Below are 25,393 nucleotides of genomic sequence, written 5' to 3' on the forward strand. Positions count from 1 at the left end.
GCACAGCGCCGCCCCTTCGGGCGGCGTTTTTTTTGCTTATTTCTGGCAGCCCGGGCACCAATAAAACGGCCGCGACGACAGCTCGGTGCGCACGATCATCCCACCGCAGCGCTCACAGGGCTCGCCGCTGCGATGAAACACCTTGAAGCGAAACAGCGCGCCGTGATGGCGGTTGTCATCCGCCTGCCCGCGCGTCTGGTAGGAAAGGCGCGGCACCGCCAGCAATGCCTCCGCCAGGCGCCGCAGCGCCTCTGGCGCCAGATCCTGTGGTTTGTGCTGCGGCGCCAACTCGGCCTGCCACAGGATTTCGGCGCGCAGATAGTTGCCCAATCCGGCGAGAAACGCCTGGTCGAGCAGCATGCCGCTCAGCTGCCGGCGGCGAAAACGCGGCGTCAGCAACCGCTCCACCACATCGTCTACCGTCAGCGACATGTCCAACACGTCAGGGCCGATGCGTTGCAAAAACGGGTGTTGCTCTATTTCCTCGCGCGGCCCGACGGTAATGTCGGAAGCGCTGTAGAGCAATATCGCGCGGTGGGCGGTTTCCAGCCGCACCCGCAGATCGCGCTTGGTCTCCGGCGTCTCCCCCGCCGCCGCCACTTTCCACACGCCGTACAGCTGGTTATGGCTGAACATCGTCAGCCCGTTGGAAAAGTGGGTCAACAGCGCCTTGCCGCGCGGCTCGATGGCGACGATGCGCTCGCCGAGCAAACGCTGGCGATAATGTTTCAGCTGAGGAAAAGCGAAATCGACGGCGGTCAGCGGCTGATCGATCACCGCCGCCGCCAGTTTGTCCGCCGCCCGGCGGATCTCCGGTCCTTCCGGCATAGACCACTCCTTGCGTAGACCCGGCGCAGCCCGATGCGCCGGGGATTCTCTTGATTAATGCGTTGCGCCGCCCGCCACTTTCAGATCGTGTTCCACCTGCAACGCGATGGAAACGGCCAGCTCCAGCGCAAACAGCACCGTCGAGGCCGCCATGCTCGGTGCGCCGGGGTGCGCCGCCGCCTGTTCCGGCAGGTACGGGATATGAATAAACCCGCCCTTCACCTCGCGCTGGCCGCTCAACCGGTGCAGCAGGCCGTACATGACATGGTTGCACACGTAGGTGCCGGCCGTCTGCGAAACGGAGGCCGGAATGCCGGCCTCGCGCATCGAGCTGACCATCGCCTTGATCGGCAAGGTGCTGAAATAGGCCGCCGGGCCGCCGGCGACGATCGGCTCATCCACCGGCTGCTGCCCCTGATTATCGGGGATACGTGCGTCGTCGACGTTGATCGCCACCCGTTCAATCGTGATGTCGGTGCGGCCGCCGGCCTGGCCGACAGCCAGCACCATCAGCGGCTGCACCTCGTCGATCGCCGCATTGAGCGCCTCCAGCGCCGCGCCGAACACGCACGGCAGCTGGCGCGCCACAATGCGCGTACCCACCAGCTCCATATCATTGAGCTGCTTCACCACTTCCCAGGAAGGGTTGAGCCGCTCGCCGCCAAACGGCTCAAAGCCGGTAATCAATACTTTTTGCATCCTTACTCCTACAGGAACATCAGGAAATACAGCAGGAACACGTTAACCAACAGCAGCAGCACGCCGGTCGGCACCTGCGCCTTGATCACCGCATTCTTGTCCGGCAGCTCCAGCAGCGCCGCCGGCACAATGTTGAAGTTCGCCGCCATCGGCGTCATCAGGGTGCCGCAATAGCCGGAGAACATGCCGATCGCCGCCATCACCGCCGGGTTGCCGCCGTGCTGCAGCACCAGGATCGGAATGCCGATGCCGGCGGTGACGATCGGGAACGCGGCGAAGGCGTTACCCATCACCATGGTCAGCACCGCCATACCGATAGCGTAGACCGCCACGGCGATGAAGCGGTTATCCACCGCCAGATACTCTTGGGTCAAATGCGAGATCGCGGTGCCGACGCCGGCGACGGTAAACAGCAGGCCAAGCGTGGCGAGGATCTGCGGCAGAATGAACGCCCAGCCGATCGAATCCAGCAGGCGCCGCGCTTCCTGTATCGGCTGCAACGCCTTCTCATGGGTCATTTTCACCGCGATCGCCAGGCCGATCAGGCAGCCGACGGTCATAGAGAACAGGGTGATCAGTGTCGCATGGTTACCGCTGCCAAACACCGCGCTTTGCAACGCCGGAATATTGTTGAACAGCAGCACGCCGATCACCGTCACCACCGGGATCGCCAATGCGGGGATAAACAGCTTGTTGCCCAGGCGCTTGGCGCTGGCCTCGCGCTCCTGCGGCGTTCGCTGATGATAGCTGCCGAGGCGCACGCCGCCGAAGCCGGCGATCAGGGCCATCACTACCACCACCACGCCAACGATGATGTGCAGCATGCGTTTCTCGTTGCTGCCTTCGCCGAGCACGTCGCCCAGCAGGCGGTAAGTCCAGTCGCCGACCAGGAACACCAGGCCGTACAGCCCCCAAAACAGCCCGGTGGTGATGCGGCGCGGGTTGGCGCGATCGCGCAAGGACATCACCGCCACAATCAGCAGCACCGCGCCGGCCAGCCAGTAGAGATATTGTTGCTGGAAGTTCATCGTGCTTCCCCCTTCGCCTGCAGCGCCGCCTGATTCAGCTGCGCCAGCTCGGCACTCAGCTGTTTATCCATCCGATACAGCCGGAAGGCGTGGATCAGGAAAGCGAAAATGGCGGTCGGAATGCCCCACAGCGCGATATGCAGCGGCTCGGTCTGAATGCCGCCGGACTCCAGCATAAAGTTGTGCATGAAGATGATCGCGCCGAAGGCCACGAAGATATCTTCGCCGAAGAACAGCCCGACGTTGTCGGTGGCGGCCGACATGGCACGCAGGCGGTGGCGGGTACGCTCCGGCAGCTCGCCGTAACGGTTTTCCGTCGCCCCTTCCGCCATCGGCGCCAGCAGCGGCCGCACCATCTGCGGGTGCCCGCCCAGGCTGGTCAGCCCCATCGCCGCGGTGATCTCGCGCACGAACAGGTACACGATCAGCAAACGGCCGGCGGTGGCGCTTTTGATCCTGGCGATCCACGCCTGCGCCCGCTCTTTCAACCCGTGGCGCTCCAGCAGGCCGATCACCGCCAGCGGCAACAGCAGGATCAGCGGCAGGTTGCGGGTATTGAGAAAGCCCTCGCCGAGCTTTTCCAGAATGACGTCCAGCGGCATCAGCGCCGCCAGACCGGTGATGATGCCGGCGGCGATCACCACCAGCACCGGATTGAAACGCAATACAAACCCGACCACGATCGCGGCGATGCCGATCAGTGGCCAGAGATTCACGGCCTGTTCCATAGTCTTCCCTCGATATTTTCTAATAATTTTTTTGTTTGTGATGTTGTGTCTTGCTTTACTGCTCTGCGCTGACGCGGATGCCCTGTTGAACAAAACTGTCCCGCAGCTTGCGCGCATACGCCAGCGCATGCTCGCCGTCCCCGTGCAGGCAGACGGTCTCCGCCTGTACGGCGGTCCAAACGCCATCGACGCTGCGCACCCGGTGATGGCGCACCATCTCCAGCGTTTGCGCCAGCGCCTGTTCGTCGTTCTCGATCAACGCCCCCGGCAAACCGCGCGGCACCAGCGTGCCGTCGGCCTGGTAACCGCGATCGGCGAACACCTCCTGCCGGGTGGTCAGACCGAGCCGTTGCCCGGCGCGGATCAGCTCGCTGCCGGCCAGCCCCACCAGCCGCAGCGCCGGATCGACCGCCTGCACCGCCCGGGCGATGGCTTCTGCCAGCGCCGGCTCAACCGCCGCCTGGTTGTACAGCATGCCGTGCGGCTTAACGTGCACCATCACCCCGCCCTCGGCGCGGGCGATGGCCGCCAGCGCCCCGAGCTGATACACCACCTGCGCGTAGACCGTTTCCGGCGGCAGCTGCATGCGGGTGCGGCCGAAATTCTCCCGATCGGGAAAACTCGGGTGGGCACCGATCGCCACGCCGTACTGCAATGCCCAGCGCACCGACTGACGCATGGTCTGCGCATCGCCGGCGTGGAAGCCGCAGGCGATATTGGCCGAACTCACCAATTGCAGCAGCGCCTGGTCGTTGGCGCAGCCTTCGCCGAGATCGGCGTTCAAATCAACGATCATGTAACCCCCAGGCAATCTGTCGAAGGAAAAGATCCTGCTCGGCCTTGGCGCGCTGCGCCTCGGCCAGTGAACAGAGAACGAAATGGATCGGTTCGCCGAGACGGATCTGCGCCAAATGGTAGAGATCGGCTTCGATCAGGCAGGCAATGCGCGGGTAACCGCCGGTGGTTTGCGCATCGGCCATCAGCACGATCGGCTGGCCGTTGTGCGGCACCTGCACCACGCCGGGCAACAGGCCGTGCGACAGCATTTCGCGGCCGGTGGTGCGCGCCAGCGGCGTGCCGCCGTGCAGACGGTAGCCCATGCGGTTGCTCTGCGGGCTGAGCTGCCAGGCGGTACGCCAGAACGTCTCCTGTGCCTCTTCGCTGAATTCGGCGTACTCCGGCCCCGGCAACGCGCGGATGCGGTTGGTGAACAGCAGTTGCTTCACGCCGCAGGAATGTTGCGGTTGAGCGGCGGAGTTGCCGAGCGGCAACCGGTCGCCGTCCTTCAGATTACGCCCCTCGCATCCGCCAAAGGCGGCTTTCATGTCGGTGCTGCGCGAGCCCAGCATTTCCGGCACGGCGATACCGCCGGCGATCGCGAGATAACTGCGCATGCCGCGTTTCGGCGTGCCCAGCGTCAGCCGCTGCCCCTTTTTCACCGGATAGCGCCAGCCGGTCCACAGCGGCTTGCCGTCCAGCTGCGCGTCGCAGCCGGCGCCGGTCAGGGCGATCCAGCCTGCGCGGGTAAACTCGGCGCTGAACTGGCCGAGGGTGATCTCCAGCCCGGCGGCCTCCGGCGCGTTGCCCACCAGCAGGTTGGCGATCTTCAGCGCCGGTTGATCCAACGCGCCGCCGGTGCTGATGCCCAGACGGCGAAATCCTTCACGGCCCAAATCCTGCACCGTGGTATAGATGCCGGCGCGCAGAATAATCAGCATACGCCCTCCTTCTGCGGCACAAAGCGTACGTTATCGCCCGGACGCAGCAACGTCGGCGGCATTTCATGCGGATTGAACAGCGCCAGCGGCGTGCGGCCAATCAGCTGCCAGCCACCGGGCGTCACCAGCGGATAGATACCGGTCTGGCCGCCGCCGATGCCGACGGAGCCGGCCGCCACCGCCAGACGCGGTTCAGCGCGGCGCGGCGTCGCCAGTTGTTCCGGCATGCCGCCCAAATAGGAGAAGCCCGGCTGAAAGCCGAGGAAATAGACCACATAGGCCGCCGCCGCGTGGCATTCCACCACCTGTTGCGGCGTCATGCCGGTATGACGCGCCACCTCATCCAGGTCGGGGCCCTGTTCCCCGCCGTAGATAACCGGAATATCCACCTGACGCGATTCCGGCGTCAGGCGCTCTTTGCTCTCCCACCCCTGCTGCAGCAATGCCAGCATCGCTTCGGCGTCGGCCTGCGGCGTATGCAGCAACAGCGTCAGGTTATTCATCCCCGGCACCACTTCCCGCACGTCGGGGTGGTGATTCAGCTTTTCCGCCAGCGCCCAAATGCGCTGCTGGCTCGGTAACGTCACCGGCGGCGACAGTTCAAGCACTACCGCTCTTTCACCCAACAGGTAATAACGTGCTTGTTGCACCCTTATTCTCCTTATTATCGCGCTGAAAAACACACCAGTTATGCGTGACGCGGCCCCGGCTGTCAATAGAACGCAACCATAAGGAAAATAAGGAAATAGCGCGGTAAAAGGATTCAGCCGGCGCGCAGGCCGGGCTGGATCCGGGGAAGAAAAAGATCAGGCGGGATTCGGGATATCGATAAAGGTCACATCAAAGCCGTGGTGCTGGGCCAGCCAGTCCCCCAACGCCTTCACGCCGCCGCGCTCGGTGGCGTGGTGACCGGCGGCGAAGAAATGCACGCCCATTTCGCGCGCGCTGTGAATGGTCTGCTCAGAGACTTCACCGCTGATGAAAGCATCGACACCGAAGCGCGCCGCGCTGTCGATAAAGCCCTGGCCGCCGCCGGTGCACCAGGCCACTCGGCGAATATGCTCAGGCGCGTTATCGCCGCAGTGCAGCACCGCGCGCCCCAGCCGGCTTTCGATGCGCTGTTGCAGCGCTTCGCCGGTCAGCGGCTGTTCGAATTCCCCGTGCGGCACCAGCGGCTCGATTTCACCAATCACCCGAATGCCCAGCGCCTGCGCCAGCTGCGCGTTGTTGCCCAGCACCGGATGCGCGTCCAGCGGCAGGTGGTAGCCGTACAGATTGATGTCGTGGGTCAACAGCGTTTTCAGGCGGTTGCGCTTCATGCCGCGCACCGCCGGCGCCTCGTTTTTCCAGAAATAGCCGTGATGCACGATGATCGCGTCGGCCTGATGCGCCACCGCGGCGTCCAGCAGCGCCTGACAGGCGGTGACACCGGTCACGATGCGCTGCACGTGCGGGCGCCCTTCCACCTGCAATCCATTGGGGGCATAGTCCTGAAACGCCGTGGCGTTCAGTTCCGTGTTGATCAGTTGTTCCAGATCGAGGTTACGCATTCTCTTCTCTCTTCATAGTCAAAATGTCTGCCGGTCGCCCTGCGCCATCAGGATGAATTTCACCCCCAGATCGTTGCCCTGCGCCAGCTGCTGCGCAATGGCGGCGCGCGCGTCTTCGCCCTGCTTCAGGCTCGGCTTGATGTGGCTGACAACCACCGGCAGACCGTTCAGCGAGCCTTCGCCGCCGCTGTACTGCGTCAGGTTCTTCAGCTCCTTCAGCAGCCAGGCCGGCGTCAGATGGCCGTACAGATGTTTGTCCTCCACCCCGTTGGGGTAAGAGGTTTCGATAATCATGCCCTTGAGCTTTTTCTGCTCGACAAGCGGCCCCAGCACGCGCCACACGGTATCGAGATCGCGCGACTGCTCCACCTTGTCCGGCCCGGTATCGCCGAAGTAGGCGAAGAACTCGTTGCCGTTGGAAATCAGCAGCATTGACGACGGGTAGCGATCGTGGCTGAGCGGGTACATCACGCCGGTCAACCCGGTCAGGCCGAGGGTAAAGCGCTGCTGCGGCCGCACCGTTTGCAGCCGGTAGGTGCCCAGCCGCGAGCCGTTGCCGGCGTCGGTAAAGTTCGGCCAGGCCTTCCAGTTGAAGTAATGGTTGCGCAGGGTCAGCACGGTGTCCGCCTGGGCGTAAACGGTTTTTTTATTATCCTCGGGCGAGCCGACGATCAGCCCCGCCACGTGGTCCAGATGGCCGTGGCTGATGAAATAGCCGCCGATCAACTGCCGGAACACATAGCCCTGCGGCGTGTAAGGCGCGGCCAGCTCAGGGGTCACCTGCGGGAAACTGCCCTTCTCCAGCCCTTTGGCGATGCCCGGCAGCAGCGAGCCGGCGTCCAGCGCCACATACTGCGGCTGATTATCGCTGCGGATCAGATAAGAGGTCAGGTTGCCGTCGCTGACGCCGCCGTCGACACCCAGCGCCACCACGTCAAAGCCGGCGATCGCCAGCGCGGAATAGCCGCTCAGGCACAGGGCCAGCACCTTTTTCATCATTACGTCGCTCCTTGCAGTTGCCTCAAGACTCTCCCCGTTTCGCCGCCTCGAACGCCGCCAACGTCTCCACGCGGGCTTGTTTGTGATCGACGATCGGCAGCGGGTAGTTCAGCGTACGGCGCTGCTTTTCCGCCCAGCGGTGGGGGTAATGGATGTCATTGTCGGGCACATCCGCCAGTTCCGGCAACCATTTACGGATGAAAGTGCCTTGTGGATCAAAACGTTCACCCTGGGTGGTCGGGTTAAAGATACGGAAATACGGCGCGGCGTCGGTGCCGGTGGAGGCCGCCCACTGCCAGCCGCCGTTATTGGCCGCCAGATCCCCGTCCAGCAGTTGCGACATGAAGTAGCGCTCCCCGGCCCGCCAGTCGATCAGCAGGTCCTTCACCAGAAAACTGGCGCTGATCATGCGCAGCCGGTTGTGCATCCAGCCGGTAGCGTTCAGCTGGCGCATGGCGGCATCGACGATCGGATAGCCGGTCTCGCCCCGCTGCCAGGCCTGCAGCTTCGCCGCGTCATCGCACCAGCGCACCTTGTCCGTCCAGGCGATAAAGGGACGATGGCGGCACAGCTCGGGGTAGGCCACCAGCAGGTGGCGATAGAACTCGCGCCAAATCAGCTCGTTCAGCCAGGCGAAAGCGCCGCTCTCGCGATCTTCCAGCAGCTGCGGGCATTCGGCGCGCAGGCGGTTAAAACACTGGCGCGGCGACAACACGCCGATCGCCAGATAGGGCGACAGGCTGCTGGTGCCGGCGATGGCGGGCAGATCGCGCTGGCGAAGGTAATCCTGCACTTGCTCACGACAAAAGGCGCGCAGCCGCTGCAGCGCGGCCTCCTCGCCGGCGGGATAATCATCCCCGATGTCCGCCGCGGGATAATCGAACGCCGCCGGCGCTTCAGGCGCAGGCAACGCGCCATCGGCACGGATCTTCGGCGCCGGCAGGCAGCTCACGTCGGACGCAGTCAGGCGCTGAATAAAGGCGTTGCGAAACGGCGTATAAACCTTGTACATCTCGCCGCCGCCGGTTAGCACGCTGCCCGGCGGCAACAGCAGGCTGTCATCAAAACCGTGGCACGTTACCCGTCCATTCAACTGCTGCTCCAGCCGCGCATCGCGTCGCCGTTCATTCAGTTCGTACTGGCGGTTGTAAAACAGCGCGTCCACCTGCTCTCGCCGGCAATAATCCGCCAGCCAGTCGATCGACGCGGCAAAGTCCGTGCCGGCATGGCAATGCAGCGCAATGCCCTTTTGCGCCAGCGCCTGCTGTACCGCCCGCAGGCTGGCGTAGATCAGCGCCGCCTGCCGCGGCGCCATCTCATGTTCTCGCCACTGCTGCGGGGTGGCGATAAACACCGCCAGCACCCGGGCTTTAGGATCGCTGCAGGCAGCGTGCAGCGCTTTGTTGTCGGTGATACGCAGATCGTTACGCAACCAGACCAGATGCGTGGTCATAAAATTCCCTTGTCAATCAATGGCCGTAACGCAAACGCAGCGCCTCCGGATAAGGTTCGAAATAGCGTTGTTCCGCCAGATAACTGTCGGGGTATTCCGCCATGTAATGCTTAAGCAAGGCGATCGGCGCCAGCAGCGGCTGCATGCCCTGCCGGTAGCGGTCGATCAGGTGCGCCAGCTCCTGGCGCTGCGCCGCGCTGAGCTGGCGGCGGAAGTAACCCTGCACGTGCATCAGCACGTTGGTATGGTTGCGGCGCGTCGCCTTGTGCGCCAACAGCGCCATCAGGCGGCTGCGATATTCCACGGCGAAGGCCTCCAGCGAGTCCCAGCGATGAATGTCGGCGACGAAACGCCCCAGTTCGCGGTACGCCGGCTGCGAATGCGCCAGCAGCGACAGCTTGTAGCGGCTGTGAAACGCGATCAGCCCGCCGCGGGTCAGCCCCTGACGCCACAGCATGTTCAACTCATACAGCGCGTACACTCGCTCGATAAAGTTTTCCCGCAGCGCCGCATCCTGCAAGCGCCCATCCTCTTCCACCGGCAGCCACGGCATCTGACGCAGCAGTTCGGCGGTAAACAGCCCGACGCCGTTTTTACGCGAGTCCTTGCCGTTCTCACTGTAGACCCGCACCCGCTCCAGGCCGCAGCTCGGCGACTTGGCGCAGACGATATAACCGCACAGGTGCTGCAACGCGGCCACGCGCTGCGTGGAGAAACTGCGCATCTCCTCGGTCAGATCCACGCCGGCGTCGTTGCTGTAGCGCATCGCCGGCCAGGGCTGCGCCTGTTTCACCAGGCGCAGCGCCGGGCGCGGCGTGGGCAGGCCGATCGCCATTTCCGGGCATACGGGCTCAAAGCGCACATAGGGCGCCAACTGTTCCACCGCGAAGGCCAGCCGCTTGTGGCCACCGTCGAAACGCACCGCGTCGCCCAGTAAACAGGCGCTGATGCCGATAGGGATCTTGTCACTCATACCGTTCTCTCGTGGTGTTGGTCGATGGGGAAAGTGTAGAAGAATGGCTTGCCAAATACGACCTTGCGCTTGACGGCAGCGGGCTTGGGGCATAAAAAAACCCCCGCCGCAGGGCGAGGGTTGTTCGTGAGTCGGCAGTGACTCAGTAGAAGTCGCAGGACGCCAGTTCCGCCTGCTGCAGCCAGACCGGCTTATCGCTGGTTTTTGACCAGACGCGATGCAGGTAGCTGTAAAAACGCCCGCGATCGCTGCGGAACAGCATCACCGGCAGGGCCAAAATGCCCGCGATAACCACTGCGCTGCGGCGCAGGAGAATCCGATGCAGTGAATAAGCGTGATAGGTCGTAGACATGCGAACCTCCTTAAAAACGCCTGCCGTTGATTTGTCAGGGAAAACGGCGTCGGCGTATCAAATGAACAATCGGTAATTTGGTAACTGGACAAAATTTTAGCGCACTTGATGAAAGTTTACTACTCATCCGACCACTAAATCGCACAAAAAATCGCTAATCGCCGCGGTGATTCGTAATTTTGTTACAACCAAGTTAATTTTTAACTTAACATGGGTTACGTTGTGGTTATTATCTGGTTCCTGCTTCCACGCCTCTGCCCTTGCTTATTCACTCATCAGGCGCAATCTCGCCGCCAACCTGCTGCTTGAAATGCTCAATTTCCGCTGAAATTTCAGCCATTTTTATACTTTTTTTACACCTGCCCGCGCGATTTTTTCATCTTCTTTCTACCCCTCTCCCTACACTGCCTCTATCAAAAACAACACCTCTGGAGGTGTCCCGTGAGTTTCAGCGTTATTGGTGGTGCGCTGTTGGTCCTGCTGCTGTTGGCCTATCTGGTCTACGCCCTGTTTAACGCGGAGGATTTCTGATGGCGGCTTCAGCCTTTTTACTGATCGCCAGTTTCCTGCTGGTGCTTCTGCTGCTGGCCCGGCCGCTGGGCGGTTTTATCGCGCGCCTGATCGAAGGTGAGCCGCTGCCTGCGCTGCGCGCAGTGGAAGCCGGCGTCTGGCGCGCCTGCGGCATCCGCGCCACCGAGATGAACTGGTGGCAGTACGCGCTGGCGATCCTGGCGTTTAACCTGCTCGGCCTGGCGCTGCTGTTCGCCCTGCTGATGGCGCAGGGCTCGCTGCCGCTCAACCCGCAAGGCTTCCCTGGCCTCTCCTGGGATCTGGCGCTCAACACCGCCGTCAGCTTCGTCACCAACACCAACTGGCAAGCCTACAGCGGTGAAAGCGCCCTCAGCTATTTCAGCCAGATGGCCGGGCTGGCGGTGCAGAACTTCGTTTCCGCCGCCACCGGCATCGCCGTGGCCTTTGCGCTGATCCGCGCCTTTACCCGCCGCGCCGGCAAGACCGTCGGCAACGCCTGGGCCGATCTGTTCCGCATCACGCTGTATGTGCTGCTGCCGATCGCGCTGCTGATTGCCCTGTTCTTCGTCAGCCAAGGCACGCTGCAAAACTTCCTGCCTTACCTGCACGTCACCACGCTCGAAGGCGCGCAGCAAACGCTGCCGATGGGGCCGGTCGCCTCGCAGGAAGCGATCAAGATGCTCGGCACCAACGGCGGGGGGTTCTTCGGCGCCAACTCGGCGCACCCGTTCGAAAACCCGACCGTGCTGACCAACTTCGTGCAGATGCTGGCCATCTTCCTGATCCCTTGCGCGCTGTGCTTCTCCTTCGGACAACTGGCCGGTGAAAACCGTCAGGGCCACGCGCTGATCTGGGCGATGGCGCTGATCTTCGTGGTGGCGGTGGTGGTGGTGATGGTCGCCGAGCTGGCGGGCAACCCGCACCTGAGCGCGCTGGGCGCCGACAGCAACATCAATATGGAAGGCAAAGAGTCGCGCTTCGGCATTCTCGCCACCAGCCTGTTCTCGGTGGTGACCACCGCCGCGTCCTGCGGGGCGGTCAACGCCATGCACGACTCCTTCACCGCGCTGGGCGGCATGGTGCCGATGTGGCTGATGCAGATCGGTGAAGTGGTGTTCGGCGGCGTCGGCTCCGGCCTGTACGGCATGCTGCTGTTCGTGCTGCTGACGGTGTTTATCGCCGGTCTGATGATCGGCCGCACCCCGGAATACCTGGGCAAGAAGATCGACGTCTATGACATGAAGATGACCGCGTTGGCGATCCTGGTCACGCCGACGCTGGTGTTGCTGGGCAGCGCGCTGGCCATCGGCACCGACGCGGGCCGCGCCGGCATCCTCAACCCGGGCGCCCACGGCTTCAGCGAAGTGCTGTACGCCCTGTCTTCCGCCGCCAACAACAACGGCAGCGCCTTCGCCGGGTTGAGCGTCAATACGCCGTTCTACAACCTGCTGCTGGCCTTCGCCATGTTCGTCGGCCGCTTCGGGGTGATCCTGCCGGTGCTGGCGATCGCCGGTTCGCTGAGCGCCAAGCCACGCCAGCCGGCGGGCAACGGCACCCTGCCAACCTATGGGCCGCTGTTTATCGGCCTGCTGATCGGCACCGTGCTGCTGGTGGGCGCGCTGACCTTCGTGCCGGCGCTGGCGCTGGGCCCGGTGGCCGAGCATTTGCAGCTTTGGTTGGCAAACTAACCGACGTCACAGAGAGAGAATAAGAGATGACTCGCAAACAACGCGCGCTGTTTGAACCGGCTCTGGTGCGCACCGCGCTGATCGATGCGCTGAAAAAACTGGACCCTCGCGTTCAATGGCGCAACCCGGTGATGTTCGTGGTGTATATCGGCAGCCTGCTGACCACCGCTATCTGGCTGGCGATGCTCACCGGCCAAACCGACGGCGCCGCCGCCTTTACCGGCAGCGTCTCCCTGTGGCTGTGGTTCACAGTGCTGTTCGCCAACTTCGCCGAAGCGCTGGCCGAAGGCCGCAGCAAGGCCCAGGCGGAAAGCCTGAAGGGCACCAAGAAAACCAGCTGGGCGAAAAAGCTGGCCGGCCCGCGCCGCGACGGCGCCACGGAGAAAGTGGCCGCCGAGAGCCTGCGCAAAGGCGATATCGTGCTGGTGGAAGCCGGCGATACCATCCCGTGCGACGGCGAGGTGCTGGAAGGCGGCGCTTCGGTGGATGAAAGCGCCATCACCGGCGAATCCGCGCCGGTGATCCGCGAGTCCGGCGGCGACTTCTCCTCGGTCACCGGCGGCACCCGCGTGCTGTCCGACTGGCTGGTGGTGCAGTGCAGCGTCAACCCGGGGGAAACCTTCCTCGATCGCATGATCGCCATGGTGGAAGGCGCCAAACGCCGCAAAACGCCGAACGAAATCGCGCTGACCATCCTGCTGGTGGCGCTGACCATCGTGTTCGTGTTGGCCACCGCCACACTGTTCCCGTTCTCGCAATACAGCGTCGAGGCGGCCGGCAGCGGCAGCGTGGTCACCATCACCGTGCTGGTCGCGCTGCTGGTTTGCCTGATCCCCACCACCATCGGTGGCCTGCTGTCCGCCATCGGCGTGGCCGGGATGAGCCGCATGCTCGGCGCCAACGTGATCGCCACCAGCGGCCGCGCGGTGGAAGCCGCCGGCGACGTGGACGTGCTGCTGCTGGATAAAACCGGCACCATCACGCTGGGCAACCGCCAGGCTTCGGAGTTCCTGCCGGCGCCGGGCGTGAAAGAGCAAGAGCTGGCGGATGCCGCGCAGCTGGCCTCGCTGGCGGACGAAACGCCGGAAGGCCGCAGCATCGTGGTGTTGGCCAAACAACGATTCAACCTGCGCGAGCGCGATCTGCAGGCGCTGAACGCCACCTTCGTGCCCTTCTCCGCCCAGACCCGCATGAGCGGCGTCAACGTGCAGGAGCGCATGATCCGCAAAGGCGCAGTGGATGCCATTCGCCGTCACGTCGAATCCAATCAGGGGCACTTCCCGCGGGCGGTGGACGATCTGGTGGAAAGCGTGGCGCGCACCGGCGGTACACCGCTGGTGGTGGCGGAAGGCGCCCGGGTACTGGGCGTGGTAGCGCTGAAGGATATCGTCAAGGGCGGCATTAAGGAACGCTTCAATGAGCTGCGCAAGATGGGCATCAAAACGGTGATGATCACCGGCGATAACCCGCTGACTGCGGCGGCGATCGCCGCCGAAGCCGGGGTGGACGACTTCCTGTCGGAAGCCACGCCGGAAGCCAAGCTGGCGCTGATCCGCCAGTATCAGGCGGAAGGCCGTCTGGTAGCGATGACCGGCGACGGCACCAACGACGCCCCGGCGCTGGCGCAGGCCGATGTGGCGGTGGCGATGAACTCCGGCACCCAGGCCGCCAAAGAGGCGGGCAACATGGTCGATCTGGATTCCAACCCGACCAAGCTGATCGAAGTGGTGCATATCGGCAAACAAATGCTGATGACGCGTGGCTCGCTGACCACCTTCAGCATCGCCAACGACGTGGCCAAGTACTTCGCCATCATTCCGGCGGCGTTCGCGGCCACCTATCCGCAGCTGAACGCGCTGAACGTGATGCACCTGCACTCCCCCGCCTCCGCCATCATGTCGGCGGTGATCTTCAACGCCCTGGTGATCGTGTTTCTGATCCCGCTGGCGTTGAAAGGGGTGAGCTACAAACCGATGAGCGCCGCGGCCCTGCTGCGCCGCAACCTGTGGCTGTACGGGGTCGGCGGTCTGCTGGTGCCGTTCATCGGCATCAAACTGATCGACCTGATCCTGGTCGCGCTGCACGTCGCCGGTTAACCATTGAGGGAAATGAACATGACGTATTTACGACCTGCGCTGGTGATGTTGATCCTGCTGACTCTGATCACCGGCATCGCCTATCCGCTGCTGACCACCGGGCTGGCGCAGCTGCTGTTTTCGGGCGCGGCCAACGGTTCGCTGCTGTACCAGGGCGACAAGGCGGTCGGCTCTGCGCTGATCGGCCAGAACTTCACGCGCGCCGACTATTTCTGGGGCCGCCCGTCGGCGACCGGCGATTCGGCTTATAATCCACAGGCCTCCGCCGGCAGCAACCTGGCGGCCACCAACCCGGCGCTGGATAAGGCTATCGCCGAACGCGCGGCGCAGCTGCGCCAGGCCAATCCGGCCATGAGCGGCCCGATCCCGGTGGATCTGCTGACCGCCTCCGGCAGCGGGCTGGATCCGCAGATTTCGATCGCCGCGGCGCGGTATCAGCTGGCGCGGGTCGCGGCGGCGCGTCATCTGCCGCCGGAACAGGTCGCCAAACTGATCGAAGACAACACCGATCGGGCCACGCCCAACTTTATGGGGGAATCGGTGGTCAATGTGCTGAAGCTGAACCTGGCGCTGGATGCGTTGAAGTAACGCGCCGTATTCAGCATAGTGATAGGGTTCGGCGTGCCGAACCCCTTTTTGCTTGGTAACACAAGGAATTGTCATGGTCGAAGAAGAACAGCAGCGTCCCGATCCCGATAGCCTGCTGGCGCTGGCCAATGAAAAACCGCGCGGCCGGTTGAAGGTATTCTTCGGCGCCTGCGCCGGCGTGGGCAAAACCTACGCCATGCTGCAGGAGGCCCAGCGTTTGCGCGCTCAGGGGCTGGACGTGCTGGTCGGCGTGGTGGAAACCCACGGCCGCAGCGAGACCGCCGCCCTGCTCGACGGCCTGGCGCTGTTGCCGCAAAAGCGCATCCAGCATCGTGGGCGACTGGTGCATGAATTCGACCTCGACGCCGCATTGGCGCGCCATCCGGCGCTGATCCTGATGGACGAACTGGCGCACAGCAACGCCCACGGTTCGCGCCACCCCAAACGCTGGCAGGATGTGGAAGAGCTGCTGGACGCCGGTATCGACGTGCTGACTACCGTCAACGTGCAACATTTGGAAAGTCTGAACGACGTGGTGGGCGGCGTGACCGGCGTGCGGGTGCGCGAAACGGTGCCCGACCACGTGTTTGACGAGGCCAGCGAAGTGGTGCTGGTCGATCTGCCGCCGGACGATCTGCGCCGACGGCTGCACGAAGGCAAAGTGTATATTCCCGGCCAGGCCGAGCGCGCCATCGAGCATTTTTTCCGTAAAGGCAACCTGATAGCCCTGCGCGAGTTGGCGCTGCGCCGCACCGCCGATCGGGTCGATGACCAGATGCGCGAGTTTCGCGACACCCAGGGGCGCGAGAAAGTGTGGCACACCCGCGACAGCATTCTGCTGTGCGTCGGTCACAACAGCGGCAACGAAAAGCTGGTGCGCATCGCCGCCCGGCTGGCGGCGCGGCTCGGCTGCCACTGGCATGCGGTCTACGTGGAAACCCCCAAGCTGCATCGGCTGCCGGAAAACCAGCGCCGCGCCATTCTGCGCGCGCTGCGGCTGGCGCAGGAGCTGGGCGCCGAAACCGCCACCCTGGCCGATCCGTCCGAAGAGCGCGCGGTGCTGCGCTACGCCCGCGAACATAACCTCGGCAAAATCATCATCGGCCGCCGCAGCGAGCAGCGCTGGAAGCTGCGCGGCAGTTTCGCCGATCGCCTCGGCCGGCTGGGCCCGGATCTCGATCTGGTGATCGTCGCGCTGGACAACGACGCCGCACCGCCGCCGCCGGGCAAGGAGCACGACGGCCGCAGCTTCAATGAGAAATGGCGCATGCAGCTGCGCGGCTGCGCGGTGGCGGTGGCGCTGTGCGCGCTGATCACCCTGCTCTCGCAGTGGCTGCTGCCGGGCTTCGATCAGGCCAACCTGGTGATGGTCTACCTGCTCGGCGTGGCGATCGTCGCGCTGTTCTTCGGCCGCTGGCCATCGGTGCTGGCGGCGGTGATCAACGTCGCCAGTTTCGATCTGTTCTTCGTTCAGCCCGAATGGTCGTTCGCCGTCAGCGATATGCAGTATCTGCTGACCTTCGGCGTGATGCTCGCCGTCGGCATCATCATCGGCAACCTGACCGCCGGGGTGCGTTATCAGGCCCGGGTGGCGCGCTATCGCGAGCAGCGGGCGCGCCACCTGTACGAAATGTCACGCGGGCTGAGCCGCGCGCTGACCGTGGCCGACATCGCCAACACCAGCCGTCATTTCCTCTCCAGCAGCTTCCAGGCGAAAACCGTGCTGCTGCTGCCGCAGGAAGACGGCCGGCTGCAGCAAATGATCGGCGAGGAAGGCGGTCTGCTGTCGGTAGACGAAGCCATCGCGCGCTGGAGTTTCGATAAAGGCTTGCCGGCCGGTGCCGGCACCGACACTCTGCCCGGCGTGCCTTACCAGCTGCTGCCGCTCAATACCCCCAAACAGACCTTCGGCCTGTTGGCGATCGAACCCAACAACCTGCGCCAGCTGATGGTGCCGGAACAACAGCGGCTGCTGCAAACCTTCGCAGTGCTGATCGCCAGCGCGCTGGAACGGCTGCACCTGGCGCGCAGCGCCGAAGAAGCCAAGCTGGACGCCGAACGCGAGCAGCTGCGCAACTCGCTGCTGGCGGCGCTGTCGCACGATCTGCGCACCCCGTTGACCGTGCTGTTCGGCCAGGCGGAAATTCTCACGCTGGACCTGGCGGCCGAAGGCTCCAATCACGCCACCCAGGCCAGCCAGATCCGCCAGCAGGTGCTGAGCACCACCCGGCTGGTGAACAACCTGCTGGATATGGCGCGCATCCAGTCCGGCGGTTTCAGCCTGCGTAAAGAGTGGCAGTCACTGGAAGAGATCGTCGGCGCCTCGCTGCACATGCTGGAGCCGCTGCTCAGCCAGCATCCGATCGTGGTCGAGCTGCCGCCGGAACAGATCCTGGTCAACTGCGACGGCAGCCTGCTGGAACGGGTGTTCACCAACCTGTTGGAAAACGCCAATAAATACGCCGGCGCCGAGGCCACCATCGGCATTCGCGCCCGCACGCTGCCCGAGTGGCTGGAAGTCGAGGTCTGGGATAACGGCCCCGGCATCCCCGCCGATCAGCTGCAGCTGATTTTCGACAAGTTTTCACGCGGCAATAAAGAGTCGGCGATCCCCGGCGTCGGCTTGGGGTTAGCCATTTGCCGTGCCATTATTGAAGTGCATGATGGCCGCATCTGGGCGGAAAACGGCGCCAACGGCGGCGCCAGCTTCCGCTTCGTGCTGCCGCTGGAAAAACCGCCCGAGATCGACGGCGACGCCTTCGATCTGTAATCAACGCAGGGGAAACGTGAGCATAACGCCAACCAACATTCTGATTGTTGAAGATGAAAAAGAGATCCGCCGCTTCGTGCGCACCGCGCTGGAGAGCGAAGGCCTGCGGGTGTTTGAAAGTGAAACCCTGCAGCGTGGGCTGATTGAGGCCGGCACGCGCAAACCGGATCTGATCATCCTGGATTTGGGCTTGCCGGATGGCGACGGGCTGAGCTACATCCGCGATCTGCGGCAGTGGAGCGCCATTCCGGTGATCGTGCTGTCGGCGCGCAACGCCGAAGAGGACAAAATCGCCGCGCTGGACGCCGGCGCCGACGACTATCTCAGCAAACCGTTCGGCATCGGCGAGCTGCTGGCGCGGGTGCGGGTCGCGCTGCGCCGTCACTCCGCCAGCCAGCAGGAAAGCCCGCTGGTGAGCTTTTCGGCGATCACCGTCGATCTGGTGAATCGCCGGGTGCTGCGCAACGACGAAGATCTGCACCTGACGCCGATAGAGTTTCGCCTGTTGGCGGAGCTGCTGGCCAACGCCGGCAAGGTGATCACCCAACGCCAGCTGCTGAGCCACGTCTGGGGGCCGAACTACGTGGAACACAGCCACTACCTGCGCATCTACATGGGCCATCTGCGGCAGAAGCTGGAAGCCGATCCGGCCCGGCCCAAACACCTGCTGACCGAAACCGGCGTCGGCTACCGTTTCATGCCTTAACCCCGACGGGCGCGGTTTGCCGCGCCGTTACGCCACCGGGCCCTTCTTCAATCCGACCATAAATTCCTTGAACGCCTCGCGCAGCGGAGCGAACACCGGGTGTTTGCGGTTTTCGATCATCACTTCGGAGAACAGTTTCAACCCCACGGCGAAGGCCGCGCTCTGCTCAGGGCCGAAGTTCAGATCGTCACGCGCCCGAATGCGCTCGACGATCTCGAGAATATCGTCATGGTTGGTCACCTCAAAACTCAGCGGTGCCTTCTCGACGGGGTTGCCCTGGCGGTCGCTCAGGGCTTCAACGGTAATGTTAAAACGGTAGCCGGGCATCAGTTCTCCTCCTGCTGCGTGGGTTGAATGTGCATTTCGCTTTCGATCGCCGCCACGGCGGTCAACAGTGCGGCGTTGATGCGCTCCACCTGCTGCGGCGTAAGATCGGCGCGCATCACGTTGCCGCGCAGCAGACTGCGCAGACGGTTCATGGCGTCGTAAATGCCTTCCGCCAGGTTGCCGTGCCGATGATGCTCGCGGCCGGCGCCCGCCAGACGCGCCAGAATGACCTCAACCACCTGTTGATGCTTTTGCAGCTCGCCCTCGCCCGCCGAGGTGATGCGGTAGCTTTTGCGGCCGTTGCCGGTGGTGAGCGGTTCGAGGAAATCCTGCTCTTCCAGCAGCGTCAGCGTGGGGTAAATCACCCCCGGGCTCGGCACATACAGGCCGGAAGAAGCTTCTTCTATTGCTTTGATCAACTCGTACCCGTGGCTGGGCTTGCGCGCCACCAGCGCCAGCAACACCAGACGCAGATCGCCGTGTTCGAACAGACGATGACGCCCGCCCCTGCCGCCGCGCCCGCCACGGCCATGCTCTTCGCCGTCGCCGCCGAAGTGATGGCGCCCACCGCGATGACGGCGCCCCTCTTCACATTCATGATGGTGATGATGCCGGTGTAAACCTAATCGATGAAACATAGGGTGATACCTCGCTTTAACAGTGAACATCAATACGAGGTTGTTTAGATATATCTAAACAGCGTCGATAACACTAATCTAGATCGATATATCTAAATGCGCAAGCGCGTGCCGTGAAAAAGATATATCTAAATTACAGGCATAAAAAAAGCGCTGTAAAAACAGCGCTTTTTATCAGACGAGAACAACGATTATTTGGCGGAAGCCAGCACTTCGCTGACGATCTCGACCGCTTCGTGCTCGATTTTCTCTCGGTGTTCCGCCCCGAGGAAGCTCTCGCAGTAGATCTTGTATGCCTCTTCGGTACCGGAAGGACGGGCCGCGAACCAACCGTTGTCGGTCATCACTTTCAGGCCGCCGATCGACGCGCCGTTGCCCGGCGCTGCGGTCAGACGCGCGGTGATCGGGTCCCCGCCCAGCGTACTGGCCTTGACCATCTCCGGCGACAGCTTGGACAGCGCCGCTTTCTGCGCATGGGTTGCCGGCGCCTGGATGCGGTTGTAGCTTGGCGCGCCGAAGCGCTTGGCCAGATCGTCATAGTGATGCTGCGGATTTTCACCGGTTACCGCGGTGATTTCAGCCGCCAGCAGGCACATGATGATGCCGTCTTTGTCGGTCGACCAAGGCTGGCCGTTGAAGCGCAGGAACGAGGCCCCGGCGCTCTCTTCGCCGCCGAAGCCCAGGCTGCCGTCGAACAGGCCGTCCACGAACCATTTGAAACCGACCGGCACTTCCACCAGCTTGCGGCCCAGGTCAGCCACCACGCGATCGATCATCGCGCTGGACACCAGCGTTTTACCTACCGCCACATCGGCGCCCCACTGCGGGCGATGCCGGAACAGGTAGTTGATGGCTACCGCCAGATAGTGATTCGGGTTCATCAGGCCCTTCGGCGTGACGATGCCGTGGCGGTCGTAATCCGGATCGTTGGCGAACGCCAGATCGAATTTGTCGCGCAGTGCCAGCAGGCCGGCCATCGCCGACTCGGACGAGCAGTCCATGCGGATGATACCGTCGTGATCCAGGTGCATAAAGCGGAAGGTCTGATCGATGGAGTCGTTCACCAGCGTCAGATCCAGCTTGTAGTGTTCCGCCACGCGCTGCCAATAGGCGATGCCGGAGCCGCCGAGCGGATCCACGCCCAGTTTCAGGCCGGCGCGTTGAATGGCCGGCATGTCGACCACGTCAACCAGGCCTTCGACATAAGGCTGCACCAGATCTTTGGCGTGCAGGTGGCCGCTGTTCCAGGCTTTGTCCAGCGACTGGCGCTGAACGCCTTTCAGCTGCTCCGCCAGCAGTTCGTTGGCGCGCTTTTCGATCACCGACGTCAGGTTGGTGTCAGCCGGACCGCCGTTCGGCGGGTTGTACTTGATGCCGCCGTCTTCCGGCGGGTTGTGGGACGGCGTAATGACGATGCCGTCGGCCTGCGCGCCGCCGCGGCGGTTGTGGCACAGAATGGCGTGCGATACCGCCGGCGTTGGCGTGAAGCCGTTGTTTTCCTGCACGATCACATCGACGCCGTTGGCGGTCAGCACTTCCAGCACGGAAATAAAGGCCGGTTCGGACAGCGCATGGGTGTCTTTACCCACGTAGCACGGGCCGGTGGTGCCCTGCTGATGACGAACTTCGGCGATCGCCTGAGCGATGGCGAGGATGTGCGCTTCGTTGAAGCTGTGGCGCTGCGCGCTGCCGCGGTGGCCGGAGGTGCCAAACTTCACCGCATGTGCGGCATTGCCGGCTTCCGGTTGCAGCACATAGTACTGCGACGTCAGCTGGGCTACGTTGATCAGATCGCTTTGGCGGGCGGGCTGCCCGGCACGTGGATTATTCGCCATCGACATATCTCCCTCATCCCTGTCGGTGACCGGGCAAATACGTCGCGCACGGCCATCATGACGGGCTGTTCGCTAAATTAGACGGTACCGCAAACTTTCTCGATCAGTTCCGCCGGGAACTGCATCGCCTGCATGATGTGTTCGATCATGCTGCGTTTGCGGCCGGTATTGGTATTGGTGATCACCCAGTAAGGGGTGCCAGGCACATGCTTCGGCTTGGTATGCGTGCCGTTGGCCAGCAGGGTCTGCTGATCGCCGGCGAAATAGGTGCGGGTACGGCCGGTCAACGCCTCGGTGGCGGCGGCAAAACCGGCGGCATCGAGGGTGTACAGCGTGGACAGCACCAGCATGAAACGGTTGACCGCTTTGTTCTGCTCGGCGTATTCATCCGACAGCAGCAGTTCACGCACGGCGCGTACGCGATCGCGCGGGCGCTGAACCGGCGCCGCTTTTTCCAGCTCGACGGACTGCGACGCACTGGCGGCAGGCAACGCGCGCGCCGGCTGCCCGGCGGTGAATTTCAACATGCGGCGTAAAATATCGGACGCGCTTTCACCGATGTGTTGCGTGTGGCTGGCAATATAACGGTAAAGCTCTTCGTCGACTTCAATAGTTTTCATCTTTATCCAATACTGTTTTTTCTACTTAGAACCTGAAGCCAGATCCTGCATTCAAGCCATGGGATTATAAGGTTAAAAGCGCTGGGGCGAACACAACAATGTGCCTCCGGACGGCAAATGCAGACTAATACCTATAGCCGGCACTGCCAAGCCCGCGCCGCGAAAATTCCGCATGATTCATCGTGCGATTCAATCATGATACCCTAATCTGAATCTCTCTCAGTATGAACTTCGCCATGAAATTACATTATCAACTGCTGGCCGCCGAGTCAGACGCGCTGCCGGTGCTGCTGATCCACGGGCTGTTCGGCAATCTGGACAACCTGGGCGTGCTGGCGCGCGATCTGCATAAACAGCACAGTGTGATCAAGGTCGATTTGCGCAACCACGGCCTCTCCCCGCGCGCCGACGACATGAACTACCCCGCCATGGCGCAGGATCTGCTGGCGCTGCTCGACGAACTGCAGCTGGAGAAAGCGATCGTCATCGGCCACTCGATGGGCGGCAAAGCGGCGATGGCGCTGACCGCCATCGCGCCCGAGCGCATCGCCAGGCTGATCGTGATCGACGTCGCGCCGGTGGATTACCAGACCCGACGCCACGACGAGATCTTCGCCGCGCTGAAGGCCGTCAGCGCCGCCGGCATCACCCAGCGCCAGGCGGCCGCCCAGCTGATGCGCGACTACCTGCAGGAAGAAGGCGTGATCCAGTTCCTGCTGAAGTCCTTCCATCACGGTGAATGGCGCTTCAACCTGCCGGTGCTGATCGAACGCTACGAAGACATCACCGGCTGGCAGGAAGTCCCGGCCTGGCCACACCCGACCCTGTTCATTCGCGGCGGCCTGTCGCCGTACGTGCAGGACAGCTACCGTGCAGACATCGCCCGCCAATTCCCGCAGGCACGCGCGCACGTCGTCGCCGGCACCGGCCATTGGGTGCACGCCGAAAAACCGGAAGCGGTGCTGCGCGCCATCCACCGTTTCCTCGGCGAAGCCTGAAAAACGCGCTCACCTGGCGAAAAAACGCGCTAAAGATAACGGCTTAGCGCGTTTAGCCCACAGTTAGGCATTGTCGCCGCTCCATCTGCTGGGGTAATATGGCGCGCTATAATTTTGCCGCCGCGCCAGCGCGTTCGCGAACGCCGGTTCGGGGGTAAATTTGGGTTAGGGTTTATTGGCCCGAAGTGTGTTAACCGATGCCTCCGGAAGCGTGCGAGCGCTTTTTGATGCAAACTCCCTTGCAGTACCGCTACCTATGGCAAAAGAACAAACGGATCGCACGACGCTGGATCTGTTCGCAGATGAACGCCGTCCGGGGCGCCCGAAAACCAACCCGCTTTCCCGCGATGAACAGCTTAGAATCAATAAGCGCAATCAGTTACGGCGCGATAAAGTGCGCGGATTGCGGCGCGTAGAGCTGAAAATCAACGCGGATGCGGTGGACGCCCTGAACAAACTGGCGGAACAGCGCAACATCAGCCGCAGCGAACTCATCGAGCAGATGCTGTTGGCGCAACTGGCGGAAGAACAGCCGGAACATTGATCTCTTCGGCCGCACGCGCGGCGCGGCGTTAAGGACAACGCCGGATCGACCACGCTTTTCTTCATCCTTCGGCATCGCATAAATGCGATAAAACCCCGGCGCCACTTTCTGGCATGATACGCATTTACCGGTAAGAGACTGCGCCTGTCGGCGCCCGCCACCGTGGCGAAAGGCTCTTGCCATGGCATCATTTTAATCGGCGGCAGTGCCGGCGCCGAGTAATGCAATTAATTGAATTTAAAGGTTATACGCGATATGGCTACTGTAGGCATTTTCTTTGGCAGCGACACTGGCAATACCGAAAACATTGCCAAAATGATCCAGAAAATTCTCCAGAAACAGTTTGGCGACGACGTCTCTGAAGTGCACGACATCGCCAAAAGCAGCAAAGAAGACCTGGAAGGGTTCGATATCCTGCTGCTGGGTATCCCGACCTGGTACTACGGTGAAGCGCAGTGTGACTGGGACGATTTCTTCCCGACGCTGGAAGAAGTCGATTTCAACGGCAAACTGGTGGCGCTGTTCGGCTGCGGCGACCAGGAAGACTACGCGGAATACTTCTGTGACGCGATGGGCACCATCCGCGACATCATCGAACCGCGCGGCGCGGCCATCGTGGGCCACTGGCCGACCAAAGGCTACCACTTCGAAGCTTCCAAAGGCCTGGCGGACGACAACCACTTCATCGGTCTGGCGATCGACGAAGACCGTCAGCCGGAGCTGACCAATGAGCGCGTCGACGCCTGGGTCAAACAGATTGTCGAAGAGCTGAGCCTGGCCGATATCGTCGGCTAAACGCCGGGACTGGCGAAAGGTTGAACAAAGGCCCTGTAAAGTGCATAGTGTGCCGACAGGGCCGTCATCGGCAACAGGGATTGCTGCGATAGAAGCTACAGATTTGTAACTTCCCACCCCGTCACGGTAGACTGAGATATCGGTTTATCCCATCCATCAAGGCGTTGCATGCAAAACATGCAATAGTGCAATTATATCTTTGTTAACAACCGGCGGTTTCCATTTAGTACAACCGGTTCTATAATGAGACGCATTAACTCTTTGTGCCGACCGATGCCACAGGCGAGTACGCCTCAACTTGATTAGCATAGTAACAGGACTGAATTCGCATGACCGACAACAACATCGCATTGAAGAAGGCCGGCTTAAAAGTCACGCTTCCGCGACTCAAAATCCTGGAAGTACTGCAAAATCCGGAATGCCATCACGTCAGTGCGGAAGATTTGTACAAAAAACTGATTGATATGGGCGAAGAGATCGGCCTGGCAACGGTTTATCGCGTACTGAACCAGTTTGACGATGCGGGCATTGTGACACGTCACAACTTCGAAGGCGGCAAGTCCGTGTTCGAGCTGACCCAACAGCATCACCACGATCACCTGATTTGCCTGGACTGCGGCAAAGTGATCGAATTCAGCGACGAATCCATCGAAGTGCGCCAGCGTGATATCGCCAAGCAGCACGGCATCAAGCTTACCAACCACAGTCTGTACCTGTACGGCCACTGTGAAACCGGTGACTGCCGCGAAGACGAATCGCTGCACGACAAGAAATAAGCCTCACCGGCTATGAGAAACCGCCTCACATTGAGGCGGTTTTTTTATGCCCGCCGTACAACGGGCAAAAAAATCCCCGGACCAGCCGGGGAAAGATCATGTCATGAAATACTACAATTGCAGCGGCACTGCGACTCCACGTACTGCTCTCAC

26 protein-coding genes are annotated in these 25,393 nt (G+C 62.3%); 10 read left to right on the plus strand and 16 right to left on the minus strand.

Translation table 11 applies throughout. From position 1 onward, the window contains the following. Nucleotides 1–36: 36 nt before the first annotated feature. The 12 genes from nei to L085_RS22245 form a co-directional block, all read right to left on the minus strand. Nucleotides 37–828 (minus strand): endonuclease VIII, encoded by a 792-nt coding sequence (gene nei / locus L085_RS22190; protein ID WP_044031751.1) that lies wholly within the window; start codon nucleotides 826–828, stop codon nucleotides 37–39. A gap of 54 nt (nucleotides 829–882) precedes the next feature. After that, a complete protein-coding gene (gene pcp, locus L085_RS22195) occupies nucleotides 883–1,527 on the minus strand; it encodes a pyroglutamyl-peptidase I (protein ID WP_004939899.1) in 645 nt (214 codons plus the stop codon). Between the two features lie 8 nt (nucleotides 1,528–1,535). Next, nucleotides 1,536–2,555, minus strand: a complete 1,020-nt coding sequence (locus L085_RS22200) for a DUF979 domain-containing protein (protein WP_044031752.1) — start codon at nucleotides 2,553–2,555, stop codon at nucleotides 1,536–1,538. Continuing rightward, nucleotides 2,552–3,283, minus strand: a complete 732-nt coding sequence (locus tag L085_RS22205) for a DUF969 domain-containing protein (RefSeq protein ID WP_015376970.1) — start codon at nucleotides 3,281–3,283, stop codon at nucleotides 2,552–2,554. The genes L085_RS22200 and L085_RS22205 overlap by 4 nt, the downstream gene beginning before the upstream one ends. A 55-nt stretch (nucleotides 3,284–3,338) precedes the next feature. Further along, nucleotides 3,339–4,079 carry a 5-oxoprolinase subunit PxpA gene (gene pxpA / locus L085_RS22210; protein WP_044031753.1) on the minus strand — a complete coding sequence of 247 codons (741 nt, stop codon included), beginning with the start codon at nucleotides 4,077–4,079 and terminating at the stop codon, nucleotides 3,339–3,341. Then, nucleotides 4,069–5,001, minus strand: coding sequence for a 5-oxoprolinase subunit PxpC (gene pxpC / locus L085_RS22215; RefSeq protein WP_044031754.1), 933 nt, complete (start codon nucleotides 4,999–5,001; stop codon nucleotides 4,069–4,071). The genes pxpA and pxpC overlap by 11 nt, the downstream gene beginning before the upstream one ends. After that, the gene (gene pxpB, locus L085_RS22220) at nucleotides 4,995–5,651 is read right to left on the minus strand and encodes a 5-oxoprolinase subunit PxpB (RefSeq protein WP_099982407.1); all 657 of its coding nucleotides are present in this window, start codon (nucleotides 5,649–5,651) and stop codon (nucleotides 4,995–4,997) included. Before pxpB ends, pxpC begins: the two co-directional genes overlap by 7 nt. A 156-nt stretch (nucleotides 5,652–5,807) precedes the next feature. Beyond that, nucleotides 5,808–6,551, minus strand: a complete 744-nt coding sequence (locus L085_RS22225; RefSeq protein ID WP_044031755.1) for a type 2 GTP cyclohydrolase I — start codon at nucleotides 6,549–6,551, stop codon at nucleotides 5,808–5,810. An 18-nt stretch (nucleotides 6,552–6,569) separates the two neighbouring features. Then, nucleotides 6,570–7,550: an MBL fold metallo-hydrolase gene (locus tag L085_RS22230; RefSeq protein WP_044031756.1), complete on the minus strand. Its 981-nt coding sequence runs from the start codon at nucleotides 7,548–7,550 to the stop codon at nucleotides 6,570–6,572. A 22-nt stretch (nucleotides 7,551–7,572) separates the two neighbouring features. Then, a complete protein-coding gene (phrB, locus tag L085_RS22235) occupies nucleotides 7,573–9,003 on the minus strand; it encodes a deoxyribodipyrimidine photo-lyase (protein ID WP_044031757.1) in 1,431 nt (476 codons plus the stop codon). Between the two features lie 16 nt (nucleotides 9,004–9,019). Then, a complete protein-coding gene (locus tag L085_RS22240; RefSeq protein WP_021504608.1) occupies nucleotides 9,020–9,976 on the minus strand; it encodes a DUF523 and DUF1722 domain-containing protein in 957 nt (318 codons plus the stop codon). Nucleotides 9,977–10,118: 142 nt separating this feature from the next. Beyond that, a complete protein-coding gene (locus L085_RS22245; protein WP_004939916.1) occupies nucleotides 10,119–10,328 on the minus strand; it encodes a YbfA family protein in 210 nt (69 codons plus the stop codon). Between the two features lie 441 nt (nucleotides 10,329–10,769). On the opposite strand from L085_RS22245, the gene L085_RS22250 reads away from it, so the two are divergent. From L085_RS22250 to kdpE, 6 genes are all read left to right on the plus strand, one after another. Further along, on the plus strand, nucleotides 10,770–10,859 hold the full coding sequence (locus L085_RS22250) for a K(+)-transporting ATPase subunit F (RefSeq protein WP_016928742.1): 90 nt from the start codon (nucleotides 10,770–10,772) through the stop codon (nucleotides 10,857–10,859). Continuing rightward, the gene (gene kdpA, locus L085_RS22255; RefSeq protein ID WP_044031758.1) at nucleotides 10,859–12,547 is read left to right on the plus strand and encodes a potassium-transporting ATPase subunit KdpA; all 1,689 of its coding nucleotides are present in this window, start codon (nucleotides 10,859–10,861) and stop codon (nucleotides 12,545–12,547) included. The genes L085_RS22250 and kdpA overlap by 1 nt, the downstream gene beginning before the upstream one ends. A gap of 26 nt (nucleotides 12,548–12,573) precedes the next feature. Continuing rightward, a complete protein-coding gene (gene kdpB, locus L085_RS22260) occupies nucleotides 12,574–14,643 on the plus strand; it encodes a potassium-transporting ATPase subunit KdpB (protein ID WP_044031759.1) in 2,070 nt (689 codons plus the stop codon). 18 nt (nucleotides 14,644–14,661) lie between these two features. Continuing rightward, the gene (gene kdpC, locus L085_RS22265) at nucleotides 14,662–15,231 is read left to right on the plus strand and encodes a potassium-transporting ATPase subunit KdpC (RefSeq protein WP_015376963.1); all 570 of its coding nucleotides are present in this window, start codon (nucleotides 14,662–14,664) and stop codon (nucleotides 15,229–15,231) included. Nucleotides 15,232–15,304: 73 nt separating this feature from the next. Next, on the plus strand, nucleotides 15,305–18,001 hold the full coding sequence (gene kdpD / locus L085_RS22270) for a two-component system sensor histidine kinase KdpD (protein ID WP_044031760.1): 2,697 nt from the start codon (nucleotides 15,305–15,307) through the stop codon (nucleotides 17,999–18,001). A 16-nt stretch (nucleotides 18,002–18,017) separates the two neighbouring features. After that, entirely contained in the window at nucleotides 18,018–18,707 is a 690-nt protein-coding gene (gene kdpE, locus L085_RS22275; RefSeq protein ID WP_033637458.1) for a two-component system response regulator KdpE, read from the plus strand. 27 nt (nucleotides 18,708–18,734) lie between these two features. On the opposite strand, the gene L085_RS22280 is transcribed toward kdpE, so the two are convergent. The 4 genes from L085_RS22280 to seqA all read right to left on the minus strand — a co-directional run bounded on the left by L085_RS22280 (nucleotide 18,735) and on the right by seqA (nucleotide 22,127). Continuing rightward, nucleotides 18,735–19,034, minus strand: coding sequence for a DUF3861 domain-containing protein (locus L085_RS22280; RefSeq protein WP_044031761.1), 300 nt, complete (start codon nucleotides 19,032–19,034; stop codon nucleotides 18,735–18,737). Beyond that, nucleotides 19,034–19,672, minus strand: coding sequence for a PadR family transcriptional regulator (locus L085_RS22285; protein ID WP_015376959.1), 639 nt, complete (start codon nucleotides 19,670–19,672; stop codon nucleotides 19,034–19,036). The genes L085_RS22280 and L085_RS22285 overlap by 1 nt, the downstream gene beginning before the upstream one ends. Nucleotides 19,673–19,863: 191 nt before the next feature. Beyond that, on the minus strand, nucleotides 19,864–21,507 hold the full coding sequence (pgm, locus tag L085_RS22290) for a phosphoglucomutase (alpha-D-glucose-1,6-bisphosphate-dependent) (RefSeq protein WP_044032120.1): 1,644 nt from the start codon (nucleotides 21,505–21,507) through the stop codon (nucleotides 19,864–19,866). A gap of 77 nt (nucleotides 21,508–21,584) precedes the next feature. Continuing rightward, nucleotides 21,585–22,127: a replication initiation negative regulator SeqA gene (gene seqA / locus L085_RS22295; protein WP_015376957.1), complete on the minus strand. Its 543-nt coding sequence runs from the start codon at nucleotides 22,125–22,127 to the stop codon at nucleotides 21,585–21,587. A 224-nt stretch (nucleotides 22,128–22,351) separates the two neighbouring features. Between seqA and ybfF the strand changes: the two genes are divergently transcribed. The 4 genes from ybfF to fur all read left to right on the plus strand — a co-directional run bounded on the left by ybfF (nucleotide 22,352) and on the right by fur (nucleotide 25,240). Next, nucleotides 22,352–23,125, plus strand: a complete 774-nt coding sequence (gene ybfF, locus L085_RS22300) for an esterase (RefSeq protein ID WP_081835542.1) — start codon at nucleotides 22,352–22,354, stop codon at nucleotides 23,123–23,125. Between the two features lie 256 nt (nucleotides 23,126–23,381). Next, nucleotides 23,382–23,669 carry a LexA regulated protein gene (gene ybfE, locus L085_RS22305; RefSeq protein ID WP_004939936.1) on the plus strand — a complete coding sequence of 96 codons (288 nt, stop codon included), beginning with the start codon at nucleotides 23,382–23,384 and terminating at the stop codon, nucleotides 23,667–23,669. A gap of 255 nt (nucleotides 23,670–23,924) precedes the next feature. Next, on the plus strand, nucleotides 23,925–24,464 hold the full coding sequence (fldA, locus tag L085_RS22310; RefSeq protein WP_004939938.1) for a flavodoxin FldA: 540 nt from the start codon (nucleotides 23,925–23,927) through the stop codon (nucleotides 24,462–24,464). 329 nt (nucleotides 24,465–24,793) lie between these two features. After that, complete coding sequence (gene fur / locus L085_RS22315; RefSeq protein WP_004939939.1) at nucleotides 24,794–25,240, plus strand: ferric iron uptake transcriptional regulator; 447 nt, start codon at nucleotides 24,794–24,796, stop codon at nucleotides 25,238–25,240. Nucleotides 25,241–25,393 lie beyond the last annotated feature (153 nt).

Origin of the sequence: Serratia sp. FS14, from assembly GCF_000695995.1 — a bacterium.
Classification (GTDB): domain Bacteria; phylum Pseudomonadota; class Gammaproteobacteria; order Enterobacterales; family Enterobacteriaceae; genus Serratia; species Serratia nematodiphila.

Coding starts and splice junctions, on each gene's coding strand:
- nei (WP_044031751.1), bottom strand. CDS start 828: ATGCCGGAAGGACCGGAGATCCGCCGGGCGGCGGACAAACTGGCGGCG.
- pcp (WP_004939899.1), bottom strand. CDS start 1,527: ATGCAAAAAGTATTGATTACCGGCTTTGAGCCGTTTGGCGGCGAGCGG.
- L085_RS22200 (WP_044031752.1), bottom strand. CDS start 2,555: ATGAACTTCCAGCAACAATATCTCTACTGGCTGGCCGGCGCGGTGCTG.
- L085_RS22205 (WP_015376970.1), bottom strand. CDS start 3,283: ATGGAACAGGCCGTGAATCTCTGGCCACTGATCGGCATCGCCGCGATC.
- pxpA (WP_044031753.1), bottom strand. CDS start 4,079: ATGATCGTTGATTTGAACGCCGATCTCGGCGAAGGCTGCGCCAACGAC.
- pxpC (WP_044031754.1), bottom strand. CDS start 5,001: ATGCTGATTATTCTGCGCGCCGGCATCTATACCACGGTGCAGGATTTG.
- L085_RS22225 (WP_044031755.1), bottom strand. CDS start 6,551: ATGCGTAACCTCGATCTGGAACAACTGATCAACACGGAACTGAACGCC.
- L085_RS22230 (WP_044031756.1), bottom strand. CDS start 7,550: ATGATGAAAAAGGTGCTGGCCCTGTGCCTGAGCGGCTATTCCGCGCTG.
- phrB (WP_044031757.1), bottom strand. CDS start 9,003: ATGACCACGCATCTGGTCTGGTTGCGTAACGATCTGCGTATCACCGAC.
- L085_RS22240 (WP_021504608.1), bottom strand. CDS start 9,976: ATGAGTGACAAGATCCCTATCGGCATCAGCGCCTGTTTACTGGGCGAC.
- L085_RS22245 (WP_004939916.1), bottom strand. CDS start 10,328: ATGTCTACGACCTATCACGCTTATTCACTGCATCGGATTCTCCTGCGC.
- kdpA (WP_044031758.1), top strand. CDS start 10,859: ATGGCGGCTTCAGCCTTTTTACTGATCGCCAGTTTCCTGCTGGTGCTT.
- kdpB (WP_044031759.1), top strand. CDS start 12,574: ATGACTCGCAAACAACGCGCGCTGTTTGAACCGGCTCTGGTGCGCACC.
- kdpC (WP_015376963.1), top strand. CDS start 14,662: ATGACGTATTTACGACCTGCGCTGGTGATGTTGATCCTGCTGACTCTG.
- kdpD (WP_044031760.1), top strand. CDS start 15,305: ATGGTCGAAGAAGAACAGCAGCGTCCCGATCCCGATAGCCTGCTGGCG.
- L085_RS22280 (WP_044031761.1), bottom strand. CDS start 19,034: ATGCCCGGCTACCGTTTTAACATTACCGTTGAAGCCCTGAGCGACCGC.
- L085_RS22285 (WP_015376959.1), bottom strand. CDS start 19,672: ATGTTTCATCGATTAGGTTTACACCGGCATCATCACCATCATGAATGT.
- pgm (WP_044032120.1), bottom strand. CDS start 21,507: ATGGCGAATAATCCACGTGCCGGGCAGCCCGCCCGCCAAAGCGATCTG.
- seqA (WP_015376957.1), bottom strand. CDS start 22,127: ATGAAAACTATTGAAGTCGACGAAGAGCTTTACCGTTATATTGCCAGC.
- ybfF (WP_081835542.1), top strand. CDS start 22,352: ATGAACTTCGCCATGAAATTACATTATCAACTGCTGGCCGCCGAGTCA.
- ybfE (WP_004939936.1), top strand. CDS start 23,382: ATGGCAAAAGAACAAACGGATCGCACGACGCTGGATCTGTTCGCAGAT.
- fldA (WP_004939938.1), top strand. CDS start 23,925: ATGGCTACTGTAGGCATTTTCTTTGGCAGCGACACTGGCAATACCGAA.
- fur (WP_004939939.1), top strand. CDS start 24,794: ATGACCGACAACAACATCGCATTGAAGAAGGCCGGCTTAAAAGTCACG.